General features: G+C 39.9%; 23 protein-coding genes. All 23 read right to left on the reverse strand.

The window, feature by feature from the left end:
- Positions 1–185: 185 nt before the first annotated feature.
- Complete coding sequence (locus M0Q46_02150; protein ID MCK9582414.1) at positions 186–917, reverse strand: RNA methyltransferase; 732 nt, start codon at positions 915–917, stop codon at positions 186–188.
- Positions 918–998: 81 nt separating this feature from the next.
- Positions 999–1,811, reverse strand: coding sequence for an energy-coupling factor ABC transporter ATP-binding protein (locus M0Q46_02155; GenBank protein ID MCK9582415.1), 813 nt, complete (start codon positions 1,809–1,811; stop codon positions 999–1,001).
- Positions 1,808–2,668: a cobalt ECF transporter T component CbiQ gene (gene cbiQ / locus M0Q46_02160; GenBank protein MCK9582416.1), complete on the reverse strand. Its 861-nt coding sequence runs from the start codon at positions 2,666–2,668 to the stop codon at positions 1,808–1,810. The genes M0Q46_02155 and cbiQ overlap by 4 nt, the downstream gene beginning before the upstream one ends.
- Before the next feature lie 7 nt (positions 2,669–2,675).
- The gene (locus M0Q46_02165) at positions 2,676–3,008 is read right to left on the reverse strand and encodes a PDGLE domain-containing protein (GenBank protein MCK9582417.1); all 333 of its coding nucleotides are present in this window, start codon (positions 3,006–3,008) and stop codon (positions 2,676–2,678) included.
- A gap of 3 nt (positions 3,009–3,011) precedes the next feature.
- Positions 3,012–3,695: a cobalt transporter CbiM gene (gene cbiM, locus M0Q46_02170; protein MCK9582418.1), complete on the reverse strand. Its 684-nt coding sequence runs from the start codon at positions 3,693–3,695 to the stop codon at positions 3,012–3,014.
- An 11-nt stretch (positions 3,696–3,706) separates the two neighbouring features.
- A complete protein-coding gene (locus tag M0Q46_02175) occupies positions 3,707–4,381 on the reverse strand; it encodes a hypothetical protein (protein ID MCK9582419.1) in 675 nt (224 codons plus the stop codon).
- A 221-nt stretch (positions 4,382–4,602) separates the two neighbouring features.
- On the reverse strand, positions 4,603–5,037 hold the full coding sequence (gene nikR / locus M0Q46_02180; protein MCK9582420.1) for a nickel-responsive transcriptional regulator NikR: 435 nt from the start codon (positions 5,035–5,037) through the stop codon (positions 4,603–4,605).
- 30 nt (positions 5,038–5,067) lie between these two features.
- The gene (locus tag M0Q46_02185) at positions 5,068–6,096 is read right to left on the reverse strand and encodes a 3-deoxy-7-phosphoheptulonate synthase (protein ID MCK9582421.1); all 1,029 of its coding nucleotides are present in this window, start codon (positions 6,094–6,096) and stop codon (positions 5,068–5,070) included.
- A gap of 25 nt (positions 6,097–6,121) precedes the next feature.
- Positions 6,122–7,084, reverse strand: coding sequence for an ADP-glyceromanno-heptose 6-epimerase (gene rfaD, locus M0Q46_02190; GenBank protein ID MCK9582422.1), 963 nt, complete (start codon positions 7,082–7,084; stop codon positions 6,122–6,124).
- On the reverse strand, positions 7,081–7,935 hold the full coding sequence (locus M0Q46_02195; GenBank protein MCK9582423.1) for a 4-hydroxy-3-methylbut-2-enyl diphosphate reductase: 855 nt from the start codon (positions 7,933–7,935) through the stop codon (positions 7,081–7,083). The genes rfaD and M0Q46_02195 overlap by 4 nt, the downstream gene beginning before the upstream one ends.
- 18 nt (positions 7,936–7,953) lie before the next feature.
- The gene (locus M0Q46_02200; GenBank protein ID MCK9582424.1) at positions 7,954–8,544 is read right to left on the reverse strand and encodes a 1-acyl-sn-glycerol-3-phosphate acyltransferase; all 591 of its coding nucleotides are present in this window, start codon (positions 8,542–8,544) and stop codon (positions 7,954–7,956) included.
- A 3-nt stretch (positions 8,545–8,547) separates the two neighbouring features.
- On the reverse strand, positions 8,548–9,873 hold the full coding sequence (aroA, locus tag M0Q46_02205; GenBank protein ID MCK9582425.1) for a 3-phosphoshikimate 1-carboxyvinyltransferase: 1,326 nt from the start codon (positions 9,871–9,873) through the stop codon (positions 8,548–8,550).
- Entirely contained in the window at positions 9,870–10,733 is an 864-nt protein-coding gene (locus M0Q46_02210) for a prephenate dehydrogenase/arogenate dehydrogenase family protein (GenBank protein MCK9582426.1), read from the reverse strand. Before M0Q46_02210 ends, aroA begins: the two co-directional genes overlap by 4 nt.
- A 237-nt stretch (positions 10,734–10,970) precedes the next feature.
- Positions 10,971–11,984, reverse strand: coding sequence for a 3-deoxy-7-phosphoheptulonate synthase (aroF, locus tag M0Q46_02215; GenBank protein MCK9582427.1), 1,014 nt, complete (start codon positions 11,982–11,984; stop codon positions 10,971–10,973).
- A complete protein-coding gene (gene hisC / locus M0Q46_02220) occupies positions 11,981–13,099 on the reverse strand; it encodes a histidinol-phosphate transaminase (GenBank protein MCK9582428.1) in 1,119 nt (372 codons plus the stop codon). The genes aroF and hisC overlap by 4 nt, the downstream gene beginning before the upstream one ends.
- Positions 13,100–13,109: 10 nt before the next feature.
- A complete protein-coding gene (locus M0Q46_02225) occupies positions 13,110–14,081 on the reverse strand; it encodes a PASTA domain-containing protein (GenBank protein MCK9582429.1) in 972 nt (323 codons plus the stop codon).
- A gap of 240 nt (positions 14,082–14,321) precedes the next feature.
- Positions 14,322–15,320, reverse strand: a complete 999-nt coding sequence (gene ilvC / locus M0Q46_02230) for a ketol-acid reductoisomerase (protein ID MCK9582430.1) — start codon at positions 15,318–15,320, stop codon at positions 14,322–14,324.
- A gap of 20 nt (positions 15,321–15,340) precedes the next feature.
- Positions 15,341–15,814, reverse strand: a complete 474-nt coding sequence (gene ilvN / locus M0Q46_02235) for an acetolactate synthase small subunit (GenBank protein MCK9582431.1) — start codon at positions 15,812–15,814, stop codon at positions 15,341–15,343.
- Between the two features lie 49 nt (positions 15,815–15,863).
- Positions 15,864–17,600, reverse strand: a complete 1,737-nt coding sequence (gene ilvB / locus M0Q46_02240) for a biosynthetic-type acetolactate synthase large subunit (GenBank protein ID MCK9582432.1) — start codon at positions 17,598–17,600, stop codon at positions 15,864–15,866.
- A 21-nt stretch (positions 17,601–17,621) separates the two neighbouring features.
- Positions 17,622–19,271 carry a dihydroxy-acid dehydratase gene (gene ilvD, locus M0Q46_02245; GenBank protein ID MCK9582433.1) on the reverse strand — a complete coding sequence of 550 codons (1,650 nt, stop codon included), beginning with the start codon at positions 19,269–19,271 and terminating at the stop codon, positions 17,622–17,624.
- Positions 19,261–20,865 (reverse strand): citramalate synthase, encoded by a 1,605-nt coding sequence (gene cimA / locus M0Q46_02250; protein MCK9582434.1) that lies wholly within the window; start codon positions 20,863–20,865, stop codon positions 19,261–19,263. The genes ilvD and cimA overlap by 11 nt, the downstream gene beginning before the upstream one ends.
- The gene (locus M0Q46_02255) at positions 20,865–22,112 is read right to left on the reverse strand and encodes an aspartate kinase (protein MCK9582435.1); all 1,248 of its coding nucleotides are present in this window, start codon (positions 22,110–22,112) and stop codon (positions 20,865–20,867) included. Before M0Q46_02255 ends, cimA begins: the two co-directional genes overlap by 1 nt.
- A 3-nt stretch (positions 22,113–22,115) precedes the next feature.
- On the reverse strand, positions 22,116–22,739 hold the full coding sequence (thrH, locus tag M0Q46_02260; protein MCK9582436.1) for a bifunctional phosphoserine phosphatase/homoserine phosphotransferase ThrH: 624 nt from the start codon (positions 22,737–22,739) through the stop codon (positions 22,116–22,118).
- Positions 22,740–22,792 lie beyond the last annotated feature (53 nt).

Below are 22,792 nucleotides of genomic sequence, written 5' to 3' on the forward strand. Positions count from 1 at the left end.
CATCGTGGTCTTTCTGAAAATCATAAAATTAGTTACTTAAAATGGTTTTGCTACTTCAAAACTATCAAAAATAGCAACACTTTTTGAGTATTATGCCCGGAATGACAGACTTTATGGATTGCGGTTGGAATTTATACCCGAGAGTCGTGGTCGGGTACCGCAATGACATCAAAGACATCCTGGAGTTATAGAGGATGTCTATTTTTGGCAGCACAGAAAAGTAAAATACCCGTTGAAACAGCCGCATTTAACGACTCAACATTGTCTATAGGAATTGCAAGTGTTTTTTTGCAATATTTTTTTATATCGTCTGATATTCCTGAGCCCTCGCTACCTATTGCAAGAATGTATTCGTTCGGCCACGAATAATCTATAACACTTTCACCGCTTGCATCCGCGACTATTATAAAATGTTCCGATAAATTGGAGGCACTTTCTAACTCAAAAAATTCCGCATCTAACACAGCACCAGCTGATGCACGAGCTGCCTTTGGCGAAAATGGGTCAGCGCACTGGCCGAATAAAATAATTTTATTAAACCCAAAGGCAACGGCCGACCTTACAGCGGCACCGAGGTTACCTGGGTCTTGCACTGAGTCAAGCAAAAGCATTTTGCCTTTTTGATGTACGGAAAACGGAGTTACTTTAAAGTCAAAAACCGCAAGTATGCCTTGGGTTGTTTGTGTGTCGCTTATTGATTTAAAAACCTCTGGGGTGGTTGTGTAGGTATTTTGTGCTAAATGAAGTGGTGGTTCTTTGCCGGCTTCAACAACTACTAAAATTGGTGTTTTTTGAAGATTTAAAAATTTAGGGCCTTCAAGAACAAACTTACCTTCAGCTCTGCGAAACTTTTTGTCAGTTAAAAGCTCACGCACATATTTTGCGGTCTGGTTATTTTTTGATTCTATATTTTTCATGGAGTTTATTATACAAAATGCCTTAGCAAATTGTTAAAAGATTATTTTGTAAATTGGCAGATGAGCATGAGGAAACCACAATTAATCCGTGTGGTGATCCAGATGTGTGTGCGTGTGAGAATGAACCTTGCCGTTATGCTTGTGGCTATGAATATGCAGGAGATTGTTTGCTGTAAGAAATTCATTATCAGAAAGGATTTGTTTCGGGGTTCCTGAGCGAATTATACTTTTAGTTTTATCAAAAACATACACGGTATCAGCTATTTCTGCCACTATATGCAAGTCGTGGGTAGCAGTAATAACTGTTTTACCTTTTGAGCCTGCTTCAATAATCATGTCAACTATGTGCCTTGAAGTATGCGGGTCAAGACCTGCGGTAGGCTCGTCCAGCAGGATAACTTCGGTATCCATGGAAAGCACTGAAGCTATGGCGGCCTTGCGTTTTTCCCCAACACTCAACTGATGCGGAGACCTGCCGAGTAGTTCCTTTATCTCAAGGAACTCAGACAGTTTTGAAAGTCGTACTTTAATTTCTTCTTTCGAAACACCCAATTGTAACGGCCCAAAAATAATATCCTCTTCAACGGTCGGGCAAAACAACTGTGCGTCCGGGTTCTGAAACACAAGACCAACACTACTCCTGAAAAACTGAGAGAACTCTTCATCTGCAAAAATATCTTCACTAAACTTCCTGCCGTATGCAAATGCCTCACCTTTATCTGGAAATAGCAGTCCGTCAAGCAGGTTTAATATAGTTGATTTCCCGGTTCCATTAGCACCGATAAGTGCGATTTTTTCCCCAGCAAAAACTTTCATATTTATCGCTTTTAGTGCTTGAAATCTGCCCAAATAGGAATACGAAACATCTTTTAGTTCAAAAATAGGTTCGTTCATATACCAAAAATCCTTACTGGCCGTAGCAGTACATAAATTCCGGCAGAAATTACTATCACCACCGCAAGCCAAAACCAGTCTCCAATAGAGGTACTAAATTCATGCATTGATTTTGGTTCTCCGCGATAACCGCGGGAAAGCATGGCATTATACACCTGGTTGTTAAGCTGATAAGAACGCATCCATAAACTGGCTATGTTCCAGGTAACTATCTGGCGGCCTCGTTTATGATGCACATTCGTACCAACCCGACTTTTTACCGCTGTATGAGTCTGCTCCAGCATTTCAACAAAAAGATAAATATAGCGGTAACACATACCGAGAACCATAACAAACAATTGCGGAATTTTTACGGCACGCAGGACTTTCAGCAGTTCGTTGTGTTTTGTGGTAAGCGCAACTAAAATAACCAGTGACACCGATGTTATTACCCGCATCACAAAAAGCAATGCACCAGAAATTCCTTGCTGCGTAACAGCAATTCTGTAATTTCCTAATGAAAAACCCGCAACTTCATTACCAGGAGTAACAAAACTAAAAAGAGCCGGTATAGCAATAAATAACGAAAACAATGGGATAAAAAACCATGTCCTCTTAAGAAAAAAACTCATATTAATATGCGACAATTTTGCCGCCACAAGGCAAAGAACATAAAACCCAAACAAAACTGCTGTACTTTTAACAAACAAAAGCAACGCAACCAGCAGGAAAACGGTAATTACCTTAATCCTTGGGTCGCGCGCTTGCATAAGACCGGGAAGCCCCGCGGTTTCATCAGCATAAACTGACTCTTTCAGGAAAGAAAGAGCGCCCATTATAGAGCGCTCTATAAAACTGTGTTTTGGTTTTTTTTGCAAGCTAATTTTATTCCTTTTTTGTAAGAAGTTTTCCTATAAGCCACGCAAGTGCCGCGATAATGCAAATACCAACAACCGCCGAGAATATATAAGCCAAGCTTAAGTGCATTATACCTTTTTCTTCCCAGCCGTTAAAGGCATAATCTGGAAATGGGGCTTTCCACAACTCCGAAAGCTTCGCAAGCCCTTGAGGTACATATCCTGTCATCTTGCCTATTTCATCAACACCCCACTCACCCCATGCTGTCCCAGCTTTAAAGTGGTCAGGAAGAAGCAACCCCAAAGGTGAAAGAACTATCAATATTGCTATTCCAATCCAAAGTTTAGTTATTGTTTTCATAGTTTAATTCCCCTCGCACCCTATAAGAAGGGCCGGATCCTGTTTCTGTAAATATTTTATAACCAATGCAGTAACCAATGCCTCTACCAAGCCAAAAACCAGCAAATGCTCAGAACACATAGCTGTAACAGCGGTTCTAAGCCCATACGGACAGTATAATGTCTGTCCAGTTGCCGTGTGGTGCAAAAGTGGTTGAAGCCCAAACTCTATTCCGGCAATTAATGCCGCAACATTTATTCCTATATATGCCGCTATACCAGCAGCTATTACTCTTCTATTGGAATTAATTGGCGAACTTCCACTTATTATTCGGTAAACATAATAACCCACAAATGGCAACACAAAGGCCATATTAAAACAATTTGCCCCTATTGCGGTTATACCTCCATCGCCAAACATAAGTGCCTGTACAACAAGCGCTACGGTAATAGCTATGCATGCCGCCCATGGTCCTAGCAATATAGCAATCAGTACTCCACCCACCGCATGGCCTGTACTGCCACCCGGAATAGGCACATTAAACATCATAATTACAAAACTGAAAGCTGCCCCTATTGCAAGAAGCGGCACCTGCTTAACTTTTAATGTTTTCTTAACTATTTTTGAAGCGAAAGCCCAAATTGGGAGCATTACAACATAAAAGAATCCGCTTGTTACCGGCCCTAAATATCCGTCTGGGATATGCATTATTTTATCTCCTAAAAATTTAAATGATAACCAAATACAACATTATTTGATGCATCCTTAAAACTTTTTCCGAAACCAGCACTAACTATATTTTTTTCATTTAGTTTATACCTTAGCCCAACAAGCCAATTTGCAAAACCACTTTGAGAGGTACCATCATCATTTCCAAGAACCTCTCCAACAACATCAAATTTTTCAAGCGGGTACTCAATAGCGGCAGAGTAATTTGTAATACCGTTTATGGTTTCATCACCGCTTTGTAAATAACCAAGATTGCAATGAGTTATAAATGGTTTAAATTCGTATGAACATATTGCATTTAGCGCGTACGAACTCTCACCGCACTCGTTTGTATAAGATATTGCAAGCAAATCCTTTATTAGAGAAAACTTAAGTGAAAGTGCTGCTTCACCAAATCGTTCATTGCTAACAGGATCAATTTGATATGGGAATGATAAACCAAGGTCAAGCTTATCAGTTATTCCTTGCTTTAAGGAAATACCTGAAGTTATGTTGCGAATATCGCTATCTGAAAAAGCATTATTGTAGCCAACTTCAAGTTCATAATTACCAGTTCCAAGCACACCAGCATCATCTGTAGTCAGTGGGTGCGATGCAAAAGCACTAACTCCTGCAAAAGACAATAAAGCGACAATGAAAATCAAAATCAACATCTTACTTTTCACTTTTTTTCTCCTCCTTCATCGTTAATTTTTCGCAATCACAAAACAATTCGTGTTACGAATGTTTAGTATTGTAGCACAAAAATTAAAACTATGTCAACTAATCAATAAAAAATGAAAGATCCCTCCCCGCCTTTGGCGAGGTTCTATATGACAACTATAAAAGAATTAACTTGAAACAAACAGAAATAGAAGGTATTTTTTACAAGGCAAATTTAGGGGATTTATTTGTGTTTTGAGGATTTTGCCGCTGGAGAGGTGTGCGATGCTATTATTAACCCACAATTTGTTACACCTTTTTGGGCTCTTATTGTGTCGGTGAGTTTATTTATTAGTTCGGCATTGCCTTTTAAAACCAAAATTTCAAGGCAATTATTGTGATCAAGGTGCACATGCTGCGAGGATATAATTACATCACCGGCATCGTGTTGAATATCAATAATTTTGTTTACAAGGTCTCTTCTATGATGGTTATAAACCATGCTAAAAGCACCGGCAATATTACCTTTTAGCGAAGCAACCGATGAGAAAAGCAACTCTTGGCGCATTAAATCTTCTATGGCTTTTGAGCGGTTTGAATGCTTCCTTGCTTTGCTTAAGTGGTCAAAATCTTGAGCTAATTTTTTATCAATTGAAAGCCCAAATCTTACTTTTGACATTTATATATCCTTAACTCTGTTTTTTATGCATTATAATGCTTCTGCAATATCGTAAATAAGTTTTTCGGAATCCGCCCAGCCAAGGCAGGCATCGGTAATTGATTTGCCATACCCCTCAACTGATGCGTCTCTTAAGCCCTCTTCAATGTAACTTTCAATCATTAAACCTTTTACCATATTATGGATTTGGTCTGATTTTCTTCTGCTATGCATAACTTCTAAACAAATTCTGGGTTGTTCACTAAACTTTTTGCCTGAGTTGGCATGGTTTGCATCTACTATTATCGCACGGTTTTCAAGTGTTCTTTTAAGGTACATTTGACTTAAGAGCTGCAAATCTTCGTAATGATAATTTGGTATTGTTAAACCGTACTGGTTTACAGCTCCCCTGAGTATGCAATGAGCAAGTTCATTACCAGTAGTTTTAACTTCCCATGAGTTATAGGCAAATGTATGCGACAACTGCGCGGCTTGCACAGAGTTTAACATTACGGTAAGGTCGCCGCTGGTCGGGTTTTTCATTCCGCAAGGAATATCTAACCCGCTAACTGTTAAGCGGTGTTGTTGGTTTTCAACAGATCTTGCGCCTATTGCAACATAACTTAAAATATCTTCAAGGTACGGATAATTGCCCGGGTAAAGCATTTCATCGGCCGCGGTAAAGCCAGATTCTTTAATAACTCGTAAGTGCATTTTTCTAATAGCTGTTATGCCATTTACCATATTGGGTTCTTCTGTTGGGTCGGGTTGATGGGCCATTCCCTTGTAGCCCGCACCGGTTGTTCTTGGTTTGTTTGTGTAAACGCGCGGGATAAGAATGAGCTTGTCTAATACTTTTTCCTTAACCTTTGCAAGACGAACACAGTAGTCCACCAAAGCATCTTCGTTATCGGCAGAACACGGCCCAATTATCAAAATAAATTTCTGACTTTTGCGCTCAAATACATCTCGCACTTCTTTATCTATGCTTTTCTTTTTGGCCAATAATGCCTGAGGCAAAGGCATCTGACTAATTAAATCTTTTGGTGATGGCAATTCTCTTAAATATTTGAAACTCATTTTTTCTCCAATTGAAATTGATAAATTATAAGTAAGTGTTATTAAGCAAATACTTAGCGTAATCCCTAACCGACTCTTCAAGAGTCATAAACTTATGTTTACATCCCACTGCATTAACTTTATCCATATTGGCCTGGGTAAAGTATTGATACCGCTCTTTTATATTTTCGGGCATTTCTACATACTCAATTTTTGGCGTTTTATTAAGTGCACCAAAGACCGCATTAGCGATATCATTCCAACTTCTGGCCTTGCCAGTGCCTATGTTGTAAATACCGGTTTTAGAAGGGTTTTGAAAGAAAAAATTCATAACTTCAACAACATCTTTTATGTAAACAAAATCACGCAGTTGCTCGCCATCTGAGTATTCCTTTTTATACGATTTAAAAAGACGCATAACACCTTTGTCTTTTGCGTCCGGGAACATTTTGCAAACAACGCTTCTCATATCACCTTTGTGATATTCATTTGGACCAAACACATTGAAGAACTTAAAACCCGTTGTTTTATCTGCCAAGCCGTTTTGTAAAATCCACAAATCAAATATCTGCTTTGAAAAACCATAAACATTTAATGGCCGCAAATTATAAACTTTGCTATGCTCATCATCGTAGCCGTTTAAACCATCGCCATAAGTTGCGGCGGAAGACGCATAGAAAAAATTTGTTTTGTTTTTAATTGACCACTTTGCAAGATCTTTAGAAAATTCAAAATTGTTTTTTATAAAGTAATCACCATCGCAAAGCGTTGTAGAACTACAAGCGCCTATATGAATAACTTTTTTTGCCTTTGGCAACTTGCCGCTAAGCAAAAGCTTATGAAACTCTTCTTTTTGTAAATAATCGCTAAACTTTTTGCCAAGCAGGTTTTTCCATTTTTCACTGGAATCAAGGTTATCAACAACCATAATATCGGTAATACCAAGCTGATTTAGTTTCCACAAAAAACAACTGCCTATAAAACCAGCTCCGCCTGTAAGAATAATCATTTTTGCCTCCGTTTTCTGCGGTCTTGCTTACTTACTATTTTATTTTTGACTTCTTCTATAATCCAATGCGGCGTTGAGGCTCCCGCGGTTATGCCAACTGTTTTTACCCCAACAAACCACTGTGGTTTTATTTCGTTTTGCGTTTCTATCCATTTAGTTTTTACTATTTCAGAAGCAATTTCATAAAGGCGCCTTGTGTTGCCCGAGTTTTTACCGCCAACAACTATAAGCAAATCAACTTTTCTTGCCAATTTTCTTGCGCTTTCCTGTCTGTCGATAGTGGCACGGCAAATTGTGTTATGTATTTTCGCGTTTGGACTATATTTTTTTATGCACTCAACAATTTCTTTAAAATTATATGGGTCTTGCGTTGTTTGGCTTATTACGCCAATTTTATCTTTTAGTTTAATTTTTTTTACTTCTGCAGCATTTTCAACAACCCTGCAAAACTTTCCACCGTAAGATGTTAGCGCTTTTACTTCTGGATGCTCTCTATCACCTGCAATAATAACCTGATACCCTTTATCGGAGAGGTCTTTTACAACCTCTTGCGCTCTCTTAACAAACGGGCAAGTGGCATCTACAAGTTTTACACCTTTTGCTTTTATCTTTTCAGCCAGACCGTCAGGAATACCATGCGTTCTTATAACAAGCACGCTTCCTTTTTTTGAGTTTGGCTTATCAAGTGTTTTTACACCAATAGATTCCAGCCGACCTATTTCCTGAGGGTTGTGAATTAGCGGCCCAAAAGTATAAATTTCTTTTCTTTTTGCTACCGACTCTTCAGCAATACTTACAGCCCTGCGAACCCCAAAACAAAAACCGGCTTTATCGGCAATTAATATTTTCATTTATTTACTTTATTAAAATCAAAGCTTTTTTATCTCTTCAATTATTTGTTCTGCAAATTTTTTATATTCACCTTTTTGCCCAAACACAGGTGGCAACATAGCGCTACCATAAACAATTTTCACTCTGCCTAATTTTAAAATATTGTTTGAGTTTATTATTCTTACCGGCACAACCGGCACATTTGCGGCAGCGGCTATCATAGCTATACCTGAGCGGGCATTCCCTATTTGGCCGTTTCTTGAGCGGGTTCCTTCCGGAAATATAAGCAAAGCGTTACCCCTTTTTAATAACTTTATTGCTGTTCTAAAAGCTCCAACATCCTGCTTGTTGCGTGCAACAGGGAAGGCATTTACCATTGAAATTATCTTACCAAACACAGGAATTTTAAAGAGCTCTTTTTTTGCCATAAAAAATAATGGCCGACTTAAATAAGAACCTGTTAAGGGCGGATCAGCCAGGCTTAAATGGTTTGGTGCAATTATAACTCCGCCAGTTTTTGGTACATTCTCTGAGCCAATAACTTCTGCGCGCCAAATTGTTGAAAACAAAGAACGATATACAAACCTGCCAATTCTAAAAAGCAGTCCATTACCATTTACTTTTGCCATAAGCTAAGCGCCTTTTATACTATCCAAATCACTTCGAAACTTTGCGTAAGATGTGCCCACACATACTACATCGTTTATATATGTTTTGCCATCAGCAATTAAAGACGCTATTGAAAGCATCATTGCAATTCTGTGATCATTATAGCTTTCAACTTTGGCACCTTTTAGCTTTGTAGGTCCGTTTATTATTAAACCATCTTCTGTTTCTTCTATATCCGCGCCCATTTTTGTAAGTTCGCTTGCAATGGTTTTAATACGGTCGCTTTCTTTTACACGCAATTCCTGCGCACCATATATCTTTGTTTGCCCTTTTGCCTGTGTTGCGGCAAGCGCAAGAATTGGTATTTCATCTATGAGCCGTGGAATTATTTCGCCGCCAAATTCAACCGCTTTAAGCTCTGAGCTTTCAACTAAAATATCCACCACAGGTTCGCCGCAAACATCGCGCTTGTTTTGCAAAGTAATTTTTGCGCCCATTTTCTTTAAAATTTCAAGTATGCCATCTCTTGTTGGATTTATTCCAACATTTTTTAAAGTAATTTTTGAATTTGGAACTATTAAACCAGCTACAATGAAAAACGCGGCAGAAGATATATCGCCAGGAACAACCATATCCATTGCTTTTAGTTCATTTGTTTTTTCAATACTAACTGTGTTGCCATCAACATTAAGTTTTGCACCGCGCGCTTTAAGCATTCTTTCGGTATGATCACGCGACTTTGTGGGTTCGCTAAATGTTGTAACACCATTTGCATAAAGCCCTGCAAGCAAAATGCACGATTTTACCTGAGCGCTTGAAATAAGAGATTTATAATTTATTGCTTTTAAATTTTTTGAGCCGGTTATTGTAAATGGTAGGTGACTATTTTCTTTCAGGCTAAAAACAGCACCCATTTCTGACAACGGCTCTATTATTCGCTTCATTGGCCGTTTAGATAAACTTGCATCTCCAACCATTGTTGAAGAAAAATTTTGACCTGCAAGTATTCCGCTTAACAATCTAACAGTTGTGCCAGAGTTTCCGGCATCAATTTGGGTTTTTGGGACAATTAGCCCATTCAATCCAACTCCATGAATTTCAAGAGTACTACCTTCTTCAATTATGCGAACACCCATGCCTTCAGAACAAGGGAGCTTTGAAAAATCCATTGACGAAAAAGCCCTTATAGTGGCGTTGCAATCACCTGAAGCAAGGTAATTTTCTATACGAGACACACCGTTTGCAATACTTGAAAACATTATCGCCCGATGTGTTATTGACTTATCTGCAGGCACGCTAATTTCACCGCTAAGTTTTTTTACGCGAGAAAATTCCCAATGTGAATTCATTTCTTATTGCTCTTAAATTCTTTTTTTGCAATGTGCCCTACTAAAAACTGTTTTTCAAGTTTATCTTTTGCTTTAAGAGCTTGATGTGAGTGTGAGAGAATTTTTAATAAATTGCCAAGTGCGTTATTGAGTGCGGATTTATTTGAATTGCATATAACAGCCCAGTCGGCAGGGTTTGAAAGCGCCACACGGGTAATATCTCTAAAAGAACTGGCGGCAATTAATGGAAGCTCAGGAATTTCTTTTAACTTTTTACCGCATAGTTCAGAAATGGAAAACGCTATTATATGCGGTATGTGGCTTACAAGCGCAACAGCTTCATCGTGCTTTTTGCAAGGCATTTCTATTACGGTTGCGCCACAACTTTGCCAAAGAGCACGAACAAGGTTTAATGATTTTTGGTTTGATAATTCAGGAGTTAAAATAACTGTGGCACCGTTAAAAAGTTTGGAAGTTGCAGATCTTATGCCGCTTTTTTCTTTGCCAGCCATGGGGTGTGAGCCGACAAAATTTATTTTTGATTTATTTTCTTTTAAAACTTTTTTTACATTATTAATTACAAGTTCTTTTACGCCGCCGGCATCAGTTATTACACAGTTCTCTTTAATGTGCGGTAAAATGTTTTTTACAATCACTCCGATTGTATTTACCGGTGTGCATATAACAACTATATCTGCTTTGGATGCGGCAGAAAATTCGGTTGAAAACTCATCTAATGCGCCAAGTTTTTTTGCAAGTTTGAGTTTTTTTATATCTCTGCCGATGCCAATAACAAAAAAATCTCCATCGTGGCGTTCTTTGAGCGCCATACCCAGCGAACCGCCTATTAAACCAACTCCGATTATTGCAATTTTTTTCATTTTAGATTTTTTAAAATTCTATTAAAATAATGAATCTCCACCCAACTTGCTGTGCGGTATCAGCGATTCCAATTCTTTCTTCCTCTCCCTTGATGGGAGAGGATTGAGGTGAGGGTGTGCATTTGATAACATTTTACTTTTGACCCCCTCATCCTACCCTTCTCCCACCAAGGGGAGAAGGAATGATTTGGTAACCATCCCACAATTATTAAGTTAAAGTAGATTGAAATTTTACTATTAGATGCTTCTTCCAATGGCCTTTGCAAGCACTCTTAAATCATTCATTAAAGCTTCAAACTCTTGTGGGGTCAAACTCTGTGGCCCATCGGAGAGTGCTTCTTGCGGGTTTGGGTGCACTTCAATTATAAGCCCGTCTGCACCACAAGCCAAAGCCGCCTTTGCCATTGCTGGTATATGTTCCCTTATACCAATGCCGTGCGAAGGGTCAACTATTATCGGCAAATGAGTAAGTTTTTTTAACACAGGCACAGCATTTAAATCAAGCGTAAAGCGGGTTGAATCTTCAAATGTTCTTATGCCGCGCTCACAAAGCATTACATTGTAGTTGCCCTGCGAGAGAATATACTCGGCCGAAAGCAGAAATTCTTTTATGGTTGTTGCCATACCGCGCTTTAAAAGTACAGGTTTTCTTTGCTTGCCTGCGGCTTTTAGCAAATCATAATTTTGCACATTACGCGCGCCAATTTGAATTATATCGCAATACTTTGCGACAAGCGAAACTTCAGCTATGGTCATTGCCTCGCTTACAACTGCTAAGCCGGTTTGTTTTTTAGCTTGAGATAAAATTACCAAACCCTTTTCACCAAGGCCCTGAAAAGCATAGGGCGAACTCCTTGGTTTAAATGCTCCACCACGCAACACGCTTGCACCACATGCTTTTACAATTTGTGCCGCCTTAATTGTGATGCCTTTTGCTTCAACCGCGCATGGGCCAGCCATTACAACAACTTTATTGCTTCCAATTTCAAGCTTTCCAACTTTAACGATTGTGTTTGTTTTTTTAAAGTCGCGGCTGGCAAGTTTATATGGCTTTTCTATTTCGCTTATGTGTTCAACCGCTGTAAGCGCTTCAAAGGCCTCTTTGTATATTTCAGCGCGTTCACCAATCATACCTATTATGGTAACATCTTTGCCTTTTGAAATATGCGGCAAGTACTTTAACTTTTTTATTTTATTAATTACCGCATCCACATCTTTTTTTGCTGCACCACGCTTTAGTGTAATTATCATTTATTAATTACCTTTTTAAGCGCTTTCATAAAGAATGTGTTCTCAGCAACAAGACCAATACTTACACGCAAAAATTCAAAAAGATTATATTCATCCATGGCACGCGCTATTACGCCTTTTTTTAACAACTCTTTAAAAACTTTCGTTCCTTTTTTGGGAGCGGTTTTTATAAGTATAAAGTTCCCGGCGGAAGGTATATACTCTATATTTAAAGAATCAAAAAACTTATAGAGGCGTTTCTTTTCCTTTTCTACAAGCGCAATGCTTTTGATAACTTGCAAAGTGTCTTGCAAACTTGCAATTGCGGCAACATTCGCCTGAGTGTTTATATTAAATGGCGGCCTGATTCTATCAATATAACCCGCTACTTGCTGTGAAGTAAAACCGTAACCAATGCGCAAACCCGCAAGAGCGTATATTTTTGAAAATGTGCGCAATACAATAAGCTGAGGATACTTTTCAATTAGCTTGAGTGTTTGTGGATAATCTTTGTTTATGTTCGCAAACTCATAATATGCCTCGTCAATTACGACTATTGGCATTGCGCTGCCAAACTTTTTATAAAGCGCGCTTAAAAAACCTTCAATTTCATTTTTGGTGTTATATGTGCCAGTTGGGTTATTTGGGTTTACAATAAAAACAGCCTTTGTTTTACGATTTACCCTGGCAAACATTGCACTTAAGTTGTGCGTGTAATTTTTCATTGGCACGCTTACAACTTTGCAATTCATAAGGTTGCCGACCATTTTATACCTTATAAAGACACTTTCTGAAACAACTATTTCATCACCCGGGTTAAAAAAAGTTTTAGCGATAAGTTCAATAATCTCGTCTGAGCCGGCACCAAGCAATATTTGCGGCATTGGTATTTTAAACTTTTTGCTTAGCGCGTTTTTTAGCTCATAAGAGTTTGAATCGGGATAAAAATACGCTTTACTTGCTGCATTTTTCATTGCCAATATCGCGCGTTTTGAAGGCCCAAGCGGGTTTTCGTTTGAGGCAAGCTTTACAACTTTTTTAAGCCCAAGCTCACGCTTAATTTGTTCTATCGGCCTGCCTGCAGAGTATGGTTCAAAACTATTACAGCACGGCCTTATGTATTTTTTAATGTTCATACTTTTCACTTTATTTTTCCTCTCTTTCTTCAACAAGTATGCCGTTTATAAATACGCGCAGGCGAGCTTGCCCGGCAGAGTCATAAGGAACTTCCAATTTTGTGCCCGGTGCGCGTGACCCAGAAAATATTTCTTTTTCGCCATTTGAATCAAGCAAAACTATGCGTATAAGACGCTCTTGCCCACCTTGTGATATTTCGTAGTAAAATATTTTGCTGCCTTGCAAACGCGCAGGGTTATTGTCGGAAAATGACACCGTTAGCGTTATTTGGGTACCATCGCTAATCTGCTCATCGCAAGCGGGGCTTTGTTTTATAATAGTTCCAGCGGAAATATTTGGCACTTTCTCTTCTAAAACAACTAAGTTAAAATTTTTCTCTTGCGCCCAGCGCCTTGCGTCTTCTATATTTTTATTTGCAAAATCGGGCATTAGTTTTATGTTTTCAGATGGCTCGCCCGCAGATACAACAATGTTTACCAAAGCGCCTTTTTCGGCTATAGAACCCAACGCAGGGTCTTGTGAAATAACTTTACCTTTTGAAACTTTTAAGGAAAATTTAGATGTGACCTCTCCAAGTGTTAAAGCAGTTGAACGCAACGATATTTCTGCAGACCTGACTGGCTGATCTAAAAGATCAGGTACAAAAATTACAGCGCCGCCGCGGCTTACGGTAATTTTTATAAATTTACCTTCTCTGACTGTCATACCGGCAGGAGGGTTTTGCCTTAAAACTGTGCCTGCTGGAAATTTTTGGTCAAAATCTTCGCCTTCTTTTTTTATGCCTAAGTTAGCGCTAGATGCAACACTTAAAGCTTCATTTAACGACTTACCACTTAAATCTGGCACAAGCACAGCTTTTTTTGTGTGTACGGCGGCATCTATAAGTATATTTAATAAAATATAGAATACAGTGCCAATAAGTAAAGTTACCGCGCCTGTTAAAAGTATTCGTTTAATTGTTTTATTTTCTATTTTTCTCATTTTTGTGTTTATAACTCGCATTTTGCAATAGGTTTGAAAACCGAGACGAAAGAGATGGAGGCAGTTTTGACGTAAAAACTACAGCGAATGGTTATTCCATTAGCAAGGTTTTTGCGGATAAAAATGCCCCATATCTTTTGACGAATTCCAAATCCTATTGCAAAATTCGGGTTTAAAGCAAGAGCCCGCCCACCACCATTTAGCCGGCAGGCGGACTCTTCAGTAATTAGTACCGTAAATTTATCTCTGTCTCATCCACGGCATCATTGCACGAAGGCCCTTGCCAACTTTTTCAATTTGACTTTCGGATACTTCCTTTCGCGACTGATTAAACATTGGTCTATTTGTCTGGTTTTCAAGCAACCATTCTTTTGCAAACTTACCCGATTTTATTTCCGCAAGAACTTTTTTCATTTCTGCGCGGGTTTCTTCATTTACGATTCTTTTTCCAATTGCATACTCACCATATTCCGCAGTATCGGATATAGAATAATTCATCCACGATATTCCACCCTCATAAATCATATCTATGATAAGTTTCGCTTCGTGCAAGCATTCAAAGTATGCAATTTCCGGCTGGTAACCGGCATTAACAAGTGTTTCAAAACCGCCTCTTATAAGTTCAACAAGGCCGCCGCAAAGCACAACCTGCTCGCCGAAAAGGTCTGTTTCGGTTTCTTCGGCAAAGGTTGTTTCAAGCACGCCTGCTCTTGTGCCGCCAATACCTTTTGCATAAGCAAGCGCCATTTCTTTTGCGTTGCCAGTTGCATCTTGTTCAATTGCTATAAGGCATGGCACACCCTTGCCTTCTTCATACATTCTGCGAACTAAATGGCCTGGGCCTTTTGGAGCAACCATTGCCACATTGACATCTTTTGGGGCAACAATTTGACCAAAGCGGATATTAAAACCGTGAGAGAAACCAAGTGTCGCACCTTTTTTTATGTTTGGTTTTATTTCACTATTCCAAACTTTGCTTTGAACTTCATCGGCAACAAGCATCTGAACCCAGTCGGCACCTTTTGTTGCTTCAGCAGCGCTTAACGGCTTCCAACCTGCTTCAACCGCTTTGTTGTAGTTATCGGAACCTTGCAATTCGGCTATAACAACATTTACTCCGGATTCTTTTAGGTTCAATGCCTGAGCATGACCCTGGCTGCCATAACCAATTATTGCCACTTTTTTGCCCTTCAAAAGATTTAAATCTGCATCCTTGTCGTAATACATCTTTGTTGCCATTTTTACACCCTCCTGTTTTTTTACCCTCTTGCCATAGCTATTATTCCAGTTCTGCACATTTCCTTAATGCCAAATGGTTTTAGCATACTAACAAGTGCGGTTATTTTTTCTTCATCGCCTGTAATTTCCACTGTAACTGATTGCGCGGCCACATCTATTATCTTTGCACGAAAAATATCTGTTATCTGCATTATCTCTGAACGGTTAGTTTTATTGGTTTTAACTTTTATTAACGCCAAGTCGCGTTCAACATGCCCGGCAGAGCTGAAGTCGCTCACTTTTATAATATCAACTAATTTATTTAACTGCTTTTCTACCTGATCTAATATGCGCTCATCACCGTTAACAATTATTGTCATACGGGAAACATCAACATTCTCTGTTTCACCAACCGCAAGGGAGTCAATATTAAAACCACGGGCGGCAAAAAGCGTTGCTATGCGCGCCAAAACACCAAACTTATTTTCAACAAGTACCGATATCGTGTGCTTCATGTATACCTCCTAAATTAGACTGTCATTTTACAGCTACTCTATGTATGAATTAGGCCAAATGTGTTATGACTTCGTCTAAAGCCGCACCTGTTGGAACCATGGGCAACACATTTTCTTCTTGCTCAACCATAAACTCTATTAAAACAACTTTTTCCATTTTAAGATATTTTTTTAATGTTGGCACAACATCTTTTTTTGCATCAACCCTAATGCCGACTGCCCCATAGGCCTGCGCAACTTTGACAAAATCAGGCACATAGACCGGTTTACAGTCCGCATGATTCTGGCCTGGTTTTGAACAACGGAAAGAACACTCTGGCCCTCTTCTTAAACATGTGTGCGAATAACGCTTGCCATAAAACATCTCTTGCCACTGACGCACCATACCAAGATATTCGTTGTTTAGAATAATTATTTTAACATTGATGTTGTTAACAACCGCCGTGGCAAGTTCTTGTATGTTCATTTGAAATGAACCGTCGCCGGCAATAATTATAACATCTTTATCGGGGTTTGCGGTTTTTGCGCCAATTCCCGCGGGAAAACCAAAACCCATAGTGCCGAGCCCTCCTGAGCTTAAAAACAAACGAGGCGCGATTGCCTTGTAGAATTGGGCACTCCACATTTGGTGCTGTCCAACTTCAGTAACAACTATCGCCTCACCTTTTGTAAGTTCAGATATTTTGTCTATAACATATTGCGGCCTTAACTTTGAATCGTCTTTATACGAAAGAGGGTTCTTTTTCATCCATGCTTCAATTTGGGCAATCCACTTTGGATGAGAGTTTTTCTTAACTTCTTTAATTAACTCTGCTAATATCTGTTTTGCATCGCCCACAACCGGTATATCAGCAAAAACGCTTTTTGATATTGATGTTGGGTCAATATCAATGTGAACTATTTTTGCCTTTGGCGCAAATGCAGAAAGCTTGCCTGTGCACCTGTCATCAAAACGAGAACCAACAGCAATTATTAAATCGGAGTTCTGTATTGACATATTCGCGCAATATGTTCCATGCATACCAAGCATACCCAGATAAAGAGGCGAGATTGGCGGGAAAGCACCTATAGCAAGCAAAGTATTTGTAACCGGTATGCCTGCTTTTTGGGCAAGTTCGGTAACTTCTTTGGAAGCATTTGCGGCAATTATTCCACCGCCAATATACAACACCGGACTATTGCTTTCATTTATTGCCTGCGCCGCTTTTTTTATCTGCCCGGCATGGCCTTTGTAGTTTGGGCTATATGAGCGAATTTCCACTTTTTCTGGCCACTCAAATTCTGTCTGCGCCCTTTGAACATCAACTGGTATGTCAACAAGCACTGGGCCTTGCCTGCCAGTAGATGCGATATAAAATGCCTCACGAATTGTGCGCGCAAGGTCTTTAACATCTTTAACCAAAAAGTTGTGCTTTGTTATTGGCCTTGTTATACCTATAATATCAGCTTCCTGAAAAGCGTCGTTGCCAATAAGATTTGTTGCAACCTGACCGGTAAAAGCAACCATTGGTATTGAATCCATATAAGCTGTTGCAATACCAGTAACTAAGTTTGTTGCCCCCGGCCCGGATGTGGCAAGGCAAACACCTGTTTTGCCAGTTGAACGGGCATAACCGTCGGCCATATGTGCCGCACCCTGTTCGTGGCGCACAAGCATCAGCTTTAATTTTGACTGATAAATTGCGTCAAAAATTGGCAACAACACTCCGCCCGGATAACCAAAAACAACTTCTGTATTTTCCCTTAAAACACATTCAACAAATATTTCCGCGCCTGTTTTTATCATATAGTTTTACCTCTAATTTTATTACTTTAGAACAGCTCCTGTGTTTGATGATGTAACCAACCTTGCGTAGCGGCTAAGGTAACCAGTTTTAAAGTTACATACTCGAGGTTCTAATTTTGAAAGCCTTACTTTAAGCTCCATATCGCTAAGGCGCACATTTAACTGCCGTTTTGGAATGTCTATCATAATTATATCGCCGTCTTTAATTGCCGCGATTGTGCCGCCTTCAGCCGCTTCGGGAGATATGTGGCCTATGCATGGCCCACGGGTTCCACCCGAAAATCTGCCGTCGGTTATCAGCGCAACACTATCTGCCATGCCCATACCTTGTATGGCACTTGTTGGCGAAAGCATTTCTCTCATTCCTGGCCCGCCTTTAGGGCCTTCGTATCTTATCACTATTACTTCACCTTTTTTAATTTTCTTTGCAAGTATGGCTTTCATTGCGGTCTCTTCTGATTCAAAAACTCTTGCGGGGCCTGAAAATACTTTCATATTTTCTTTAACACCAGATTGTTTTACAACACAACCGAGCGGTGCAATGTTGCCTTTTAATATTGCTATTCCGCCTTCTTTGTGATACGGATTATGCGGCCTTATAACTTCTTTATCTAAAATTACGCCGGATTTCGCAAAGTCGGTAATGTTGCAGCCATCTACCGTTATTGAAGGAAGTATTTTTTTCTTAAGCGCCGAAAGCACGGCAGTTATGCCGCCAGCATTTTCAAGGTCTTCCATATAGTAATCGCCTGCCGGTTCAAGGCAAGAAATATGCGGGGTTGTTTTTGATATTTTATCAAACAACTCAAGCGGAAGTTTTATGCCGGCTTCATTAGCTATTGCCGGTAAGTGCAATACTGTGTTTGACGAACCGCCAAGTGCCATATCAACCACTATGGCGTTATTAAATGCATTTTCTGTCATTATTTTTCTTGCGGTAATGTTTTGTTTAACCAGTTCAACAACTTTTATGCCTGAATCGTAAGCTATACGCCGTTTTTTTGACGAAACAGCAAGCGCAGTCGCACAACCGCTTAAAGACATACCCATTGTTTCGGTTAAGCATGCCATAGTGTTTGCCGTATATAAACCCTGGCAAGAACCAGCTCCCGGACAGGATGCCATTTCAAGCGCGTTTAGTTCGCTTTCTGTTATTTTTCCGGCTTGAAACTGCCCGGCTGCTTCAAAAGTGTCGCGCACAAGTGAGCGACGTTTCCCTTTATAATTGCCTGTTGTCATTGGACCCGCAGTAACAACAATACAGGGAATGTTTAAACGAAGTGCTGCCATAAGCATACCCGGGGTTATTTTATCGCAATTTGTTAAAAGTACAAGCCCGTCAAGAGCGTGGCCATTTGCAACCGACTCAACAACATCCGCAACAAGTTCACGCAGGGGAAGCGAGTAATTCATACCGCCATGCCCCATTGCAATGCCATCGCAAATTGCGGGAACACCAAAAATAAACGGCACACCGCCGCCGGCCGCAACACCCCTTTCAATATATCTTTCAAGATCCCTCATGCCAATGTGGCCTGGAACAAGGTCCGTAAATGAAGAAGCTATACCTATAAAAGGTTTGCCTAAATCTTTTGGAGATACTCCAGTGGCATATAATAAGCATCTATTTGGCGCTCTAATCGCACCTTTTTTAATTTCATCACTGCGCATTTTTGCCTCCGATTTTTCTTCTTTTTGATAAATTTATTTTCATTATTTTATATTCCAAAGCATCCGCAAGAGCTTCCCATGATGCTTCAATTATGTTCTCAGATACACCTACCGTGCCCCACATTGAATTTGAATCGCGCGATTCAACAAATGTGCGCACTTTTGACGCGGTGCCGGCACCGGAGTTTATTACTCGCACCTTGAAATCCACCAAGGTAACTTCGTCTATTTGCGGGTAATGTTTCCTTAGCGCCTTGCGCAAAGAGTTGTCCAATGCATTTACTGGGCCATCGCCTTCCGCAACGCAATGCTCTTCTTTGCCGTTAACATCAATCTTTACACTTGCCTCAGATACAAGGTTCCCACGCGCATCAATTTCAACACTTACCTTAAAACTTTTCAATATGAAACTTGGTTTGTACCTGCCAAGTTCTTTTTGAGCAAGAAGAATAAATGAAGCTTCGGCATCTTCAAACTGATAGCCGATTTTTTCGTACTCTTTTACAAGTTTTATTATGCTTGCGGCCGCTTTTGGATCTTTGTCAAAATCCAAAGAAAACTCCTTTGCTTTAAATGCCAGATTGCTTCTGCCGGAAAGTTCACTGACTAAAACCTTCCGCTCATTTCCAACCTCAAAGGGAGTTATATGCTCATATGTTTTAGAATTTTTTGCTACCGCGGAAACATGAATGCCGGCCTTATGCGCAAAAGCATTTCTGCCAACATAAGGTTGGCGATCGTTTGGCGCAATATTCGCTATTTCATCAACATATAACGCAAGTTCTGTAAGTTTTATAAGTTTCCCAGGTTTAACACACTGCATACCTAACTTTAACTGCAAAGCTGGAATAATAGACATAAGGTTTGCATTACCACAGCGCTCACCCAAACCATTAACGGTTCCTTGTACCATTGAACAACCTTCCTGCACTGCTATGATGGTGTTTGCGACCGCGCAATCGGAATCGTTATGCGTATGAATACCTAACTTTATATTTGGGAAAACTTTTGCAACTTCGCGCACAATATTGCGAACTGCATTTGGCAACATTCCCCCATTTGTTTCGCAAAGGCAAAGCGTTTGAGCGCCGGCGCATGAAGCGGCATCAAGTGTTTTAAGCGCATACTCAGGGTTATTTATGTAACCGTCAAAAAAGTGCTCGGCATCGTAAACTACTTCAAGCCCTCTTTTTCTAAGGAACGCAACACTTTCGGAAATCATATCTAAATTTTCATCTAATGTGGCATTTAGCGCGTATTTAACATGCATATCCCATGTTTTACCGAATATGCACGCCACAGGAACCCCAGAGTTTACAATTGCAAGCAAGTTTTTATCTTGTGCTGCTGCTTGTGATTTATGCCTGGTTGAACCAAATGCGACAAGCTTTGAATTTTTGAATTTTATTTTTTTGGCAAAGTTAAAAAACTCTTCTGCTTTTGGGTTTGAACCGGGCCAACCACCTTCAATATAGTGCATACCAAACTCATCAAGAGCCTTGGCTATTTTAAGGCTGTCCTCAACTGAAAAAGAAATACCGGCACCCTGCGAACCATCTCTTAAAGTTGTATCAAAGAGTTCTATTTTTCTCATTATTTTTTCCTGTTAATTTTTGAAAGCCCAAAAACTTTATGCAATGCCTGTACGGCTCTTTGTGTTTCATCTTTTTGCACAACGCAGGAAATTTTTATTTCGCTGGTTGATATCATATCTATGTTAATTTTTTCCTTTGAAAGTGTTTCAAACATTTTCGCGGCGACACCGCTGTGACTGCGCATGCCCACACCTACAATAGAAACCTTTGAAATGTTATCATCTTTAAGCACCATACCGGCATTTAACTCTTTTTTGAGCTCTTCAACAATATAAGAAGCTCTTTTTGCGTCGCCCGAAGCGACTGTAAATGATATATCGTTGTTTTTATCTGTTGCGGCTGATTGAATAATCATATCAACATTCACACCTGCTTTTGCCAGCGCTCCAAAAACATGTGCCGCAATGCCTGGCCTATCGGGAACATCGGCTAATGAAAACTTAACCTGATTTTTATCGTAAGTTACTCCTGAAACCACAACTTCTTCCATTTTGCCCCTCCCTCTCTTTATCTTTTCTTCGCTTGTTATAATTGTGCCCATATTTTCTGAAAATGTTGAACGAACATGAATTTCCACATTAAACTTTTTGCCGACTTCTATGCTTCTTGCCTGCATAACCTGCGCGCCGGAACCGGCCATTTCAAGCATTTCTTCATACGAAATTTTTTTTATTTTTCGGGCGTCCGCAACAATTCTCGGGTCTGTAGTGTAAACACCTTCAACATCGGTGTATATTTCACAGCTATCCGCATTAAGCGCGGCGGCAAGGGCTACAGCTGTAAGGTCTGAGCCGCCACGGCCAAGTGTTGTGATATCATCGTGAGGGTTTGCACCCTGAAAACCCGCGACAATTACTATTTTACCTTTTGAAAGTTCTTCTTTCACCTTTGTCGGAGTAATTTTTGTTATACGCGCTTTCGTGTGAGTGGCATCTGCAAATATTCCGGCTTGAGGACCCGTAAGCGATATGGCACTTTCACCCATATGATTGATTGCCATTGAAAGCAAAGCAATTGAAACCTGCTCGCCGGTTGCAAGCAGCATATCCATTTCGCGATCAAGTGGTGTTTCTGTAATACCTTCCGCCATAGCAATAAGATCATCAGTCATATTACCAGGAGCGGAAACAACCACAACAACCTTGTTGCCTTCTTTTTTCTTTTTGATAACTCTGGCGGCAACTCTTTTTATTTTTTCCGCGTCTGCAACAGAAGAACCGCCAAACTTCATTACAACCAATTGCATAATCTAAACCTCTTCCGCAATTAAGCGTTTCTGTGTTTCCAGTATAGTATCCTGCAGTTCCACATAATTTTTTGTAACTGGGAACTGAGGAAAATCGTTTATCACATTTTGCGGAGGATTAAAAAGTATCCCAGCATGCGCTTCCAAAAGCATCGTGGTATCGTTATAAGAATCGCCTGCGGCGATCACCTTGTACTTAAGGTTTTTGAAGGCCTTGACCGATTCACATTTCGCGTCTTTTTGCCTCAGGCAATAACCGTAGACCATGCCGTTATTATCTATTTTCAAACGGTGGCACAACAACATTGGATACCCAAGCTGCCTCATCAAGGGCAGAGCAAATTCATCAAAAGTATCAGATAAGATCGCAACCTGAAAACGCTCTCTAATCCAATTAAGAAAATCAAGCGCCCCTTCAAGCGGCCTTAATGTACCTATCACATCCTGAATATCTTTCAACCTAAGATTATTTTCTCTTAGAATCTTTAAGCGCTGTCCCATAAGAAAATCATAATCAGGAATATCCCTTGTTGTAGCCCGCAAGGACGAGATCTTTGTTTTTTCCGAAACAGCAATCCATATTTCAGGCACTAAAACGCCTTCAAGGTCTAAACAAACGATCTGCATCTATTCTCCTATGACTTTCGCTGGTATGTTTTCCAGCCAGCCTACTACTAATT

The sequence above is a fragment of the Endomicrobiales bacterium genome, assembly GCA_023228045.1.
Classification (GTDB): Bacteria; Elusimicrobiota; Endomicrobiia; order Endomicrobiales; family JALOBY01; genus JALOBY01.

What these genes read in the sequence shown, in the direction of transcription:
- M0Q46_02210 (MCK9582426.1), bottom strand. Translation starts at nt 10,733, where the DNA reads ATGAAAAAAATTGCAATAATCGGAGTTGGTTTAATAGGCGGTTCGCTG.
- M0Q46_02200 (MCK9582424.1), bottom strand. Translation starts at nt 8,544, where the DNA reads ATGGCAAAAGTAAATGGTAATGGACTGCTTTTTAGAATTGGCAGGTTT.
- M0Q46_02150 (MCK9582414.1), bottom strand. Translation starts at nt 917, where the DNA reads ATGAAAAATATAGAATCAAAAAATAACCAGACCGCAAAATATGTGCGT.
- M0Q46_02195 (MCK9582423.1), bottom strand. Translation starts at nt 7,935, where the DNA reads ATGAAAATATTAATTGCCGATAAAGCCGGTTTTTGTTTTGGGGTTCGC.
- M0Q46_02155 (MCK9582415.1), bottom strand. Translation starts at nt 1,811, where the DNA reads ATGAACGAACCTATTTTTGAACTAAAAGATGTTTCGTATTCCTATTTG.
- aroF (MCK9582427.1), bottom strand. Translation starts at nt 11,984, where the DNA reads ATGATAATTACACTAAAGCGTGGTGCAGCAAAAAAAGATGTGGATGCG.
- rfaD (MCK9582422.1), bottom strand. Translation starts at nt 7,084, where the DNA reads ATGATTATTCTTACAGGCGGAGCTGGTTTTATAGGCAGTTGTTTTTTG.
- ilvC (MCK9582430.1), bottom strand. Translation starts at nt 15,320, where the DNA reads ATGGCAACAAAGATGTATTACGACAAGGATGCAGATTTAAATCTTTTG.
- M0Q46_02255 (MCK9582435.1), bottom strand. Translation starts at nt 22,112, where the DNA reads ATGCAATTGGTTGTAATGAAGTTTGGCGGTTCTTCTGTTGCAGACGCG.
- hisC (MCK9582428.1), bottom strand. Translation starts at nt 13,099, where the DNA reads ATGAACATTAAAAAATACATAAGGCCGTGCTGTAATAGTTTTGAACCA.
- ilvD (MCK9582433.1), bottom strand. Translation starts at nt 19,271, where the DNA reads ATGCGCAGTGATGAAATTAAAAAAGGTGCGATTAGAGCGCCAAATAGA.
- M0Q46_02225 (MCK9582429.1), bottom strand. Translation starts at nt 14,081, where the DNA reads ATGAGAAAAATAGAAAATAAAACAATTAAACGAATACTTTTAACAGGC.
- cimA (MCK9582434.1), bottom strand. Translation starts at nt 20,865, where the DNA reads ATGAGAAAAATAGAACTCTTTGATACAACTTTAAGAGATGGTTCGCAG.
- nikR (MCK9582420.1), bottom strand. Translation starts at nt 5,037, where the DNA reads ATGTCAAAAGTAAGATTTGGGCTTTCAATTGATAAAAAATTAGCTCAA.
- ilvB (MCK9582432.1), bottom strand. Translation starts at nt 17,600, where the DNA reads ATGATAAAAACAGGCGCGGAAATATTTGTTGAATGTGTTTTAAGGGAA.
- M0Q46_02185 (MCK9582421.1), bottom strand. Translation starts at nt 6,096, where the DNA reads ATGAGTTTCAAATATTTAAGAGAATTGCCATCACCAAAAGATTTAATT.
- ilvN (MCK9582431.1), bottom strand. Translation starts at nt 15,814, where the DNA reads ATGAAGCACACGATATCGGTACTTGTTGAAAATAAGTTTGGTGTTTTG.
- M0Q46_02165 (MCK9582417.1), bottom strand. Translation starts at nt 3,008, where the DNA reads ATGAAAACAATAACTAAACTTTGGATTGGAATAGCAATATTGATAGTT.
- aroA (MCK9582425.1), bottom strand. Translation starts at nt 9,873, where the DNA reads ATGAATTCACATTGGGAATTTTCTCGCGTAAAAAAACTTAGCGGTGAA.
- thrH (MCK9582436.1), bottom strand. Translation starts at nt 22,739, where the DNA reads ATGCAGATCGTTTGTTTAGACCTTGAAGGCGTTTTAGTGCCTGAAATA.
- cbiM (MCK9582418.1), bottom strand. Translation starts at nt 3,695, where the DNA reads ATGCATATCCCAGACGGATATTTAGGGCCGGTAACAAGCGGATTCTTT.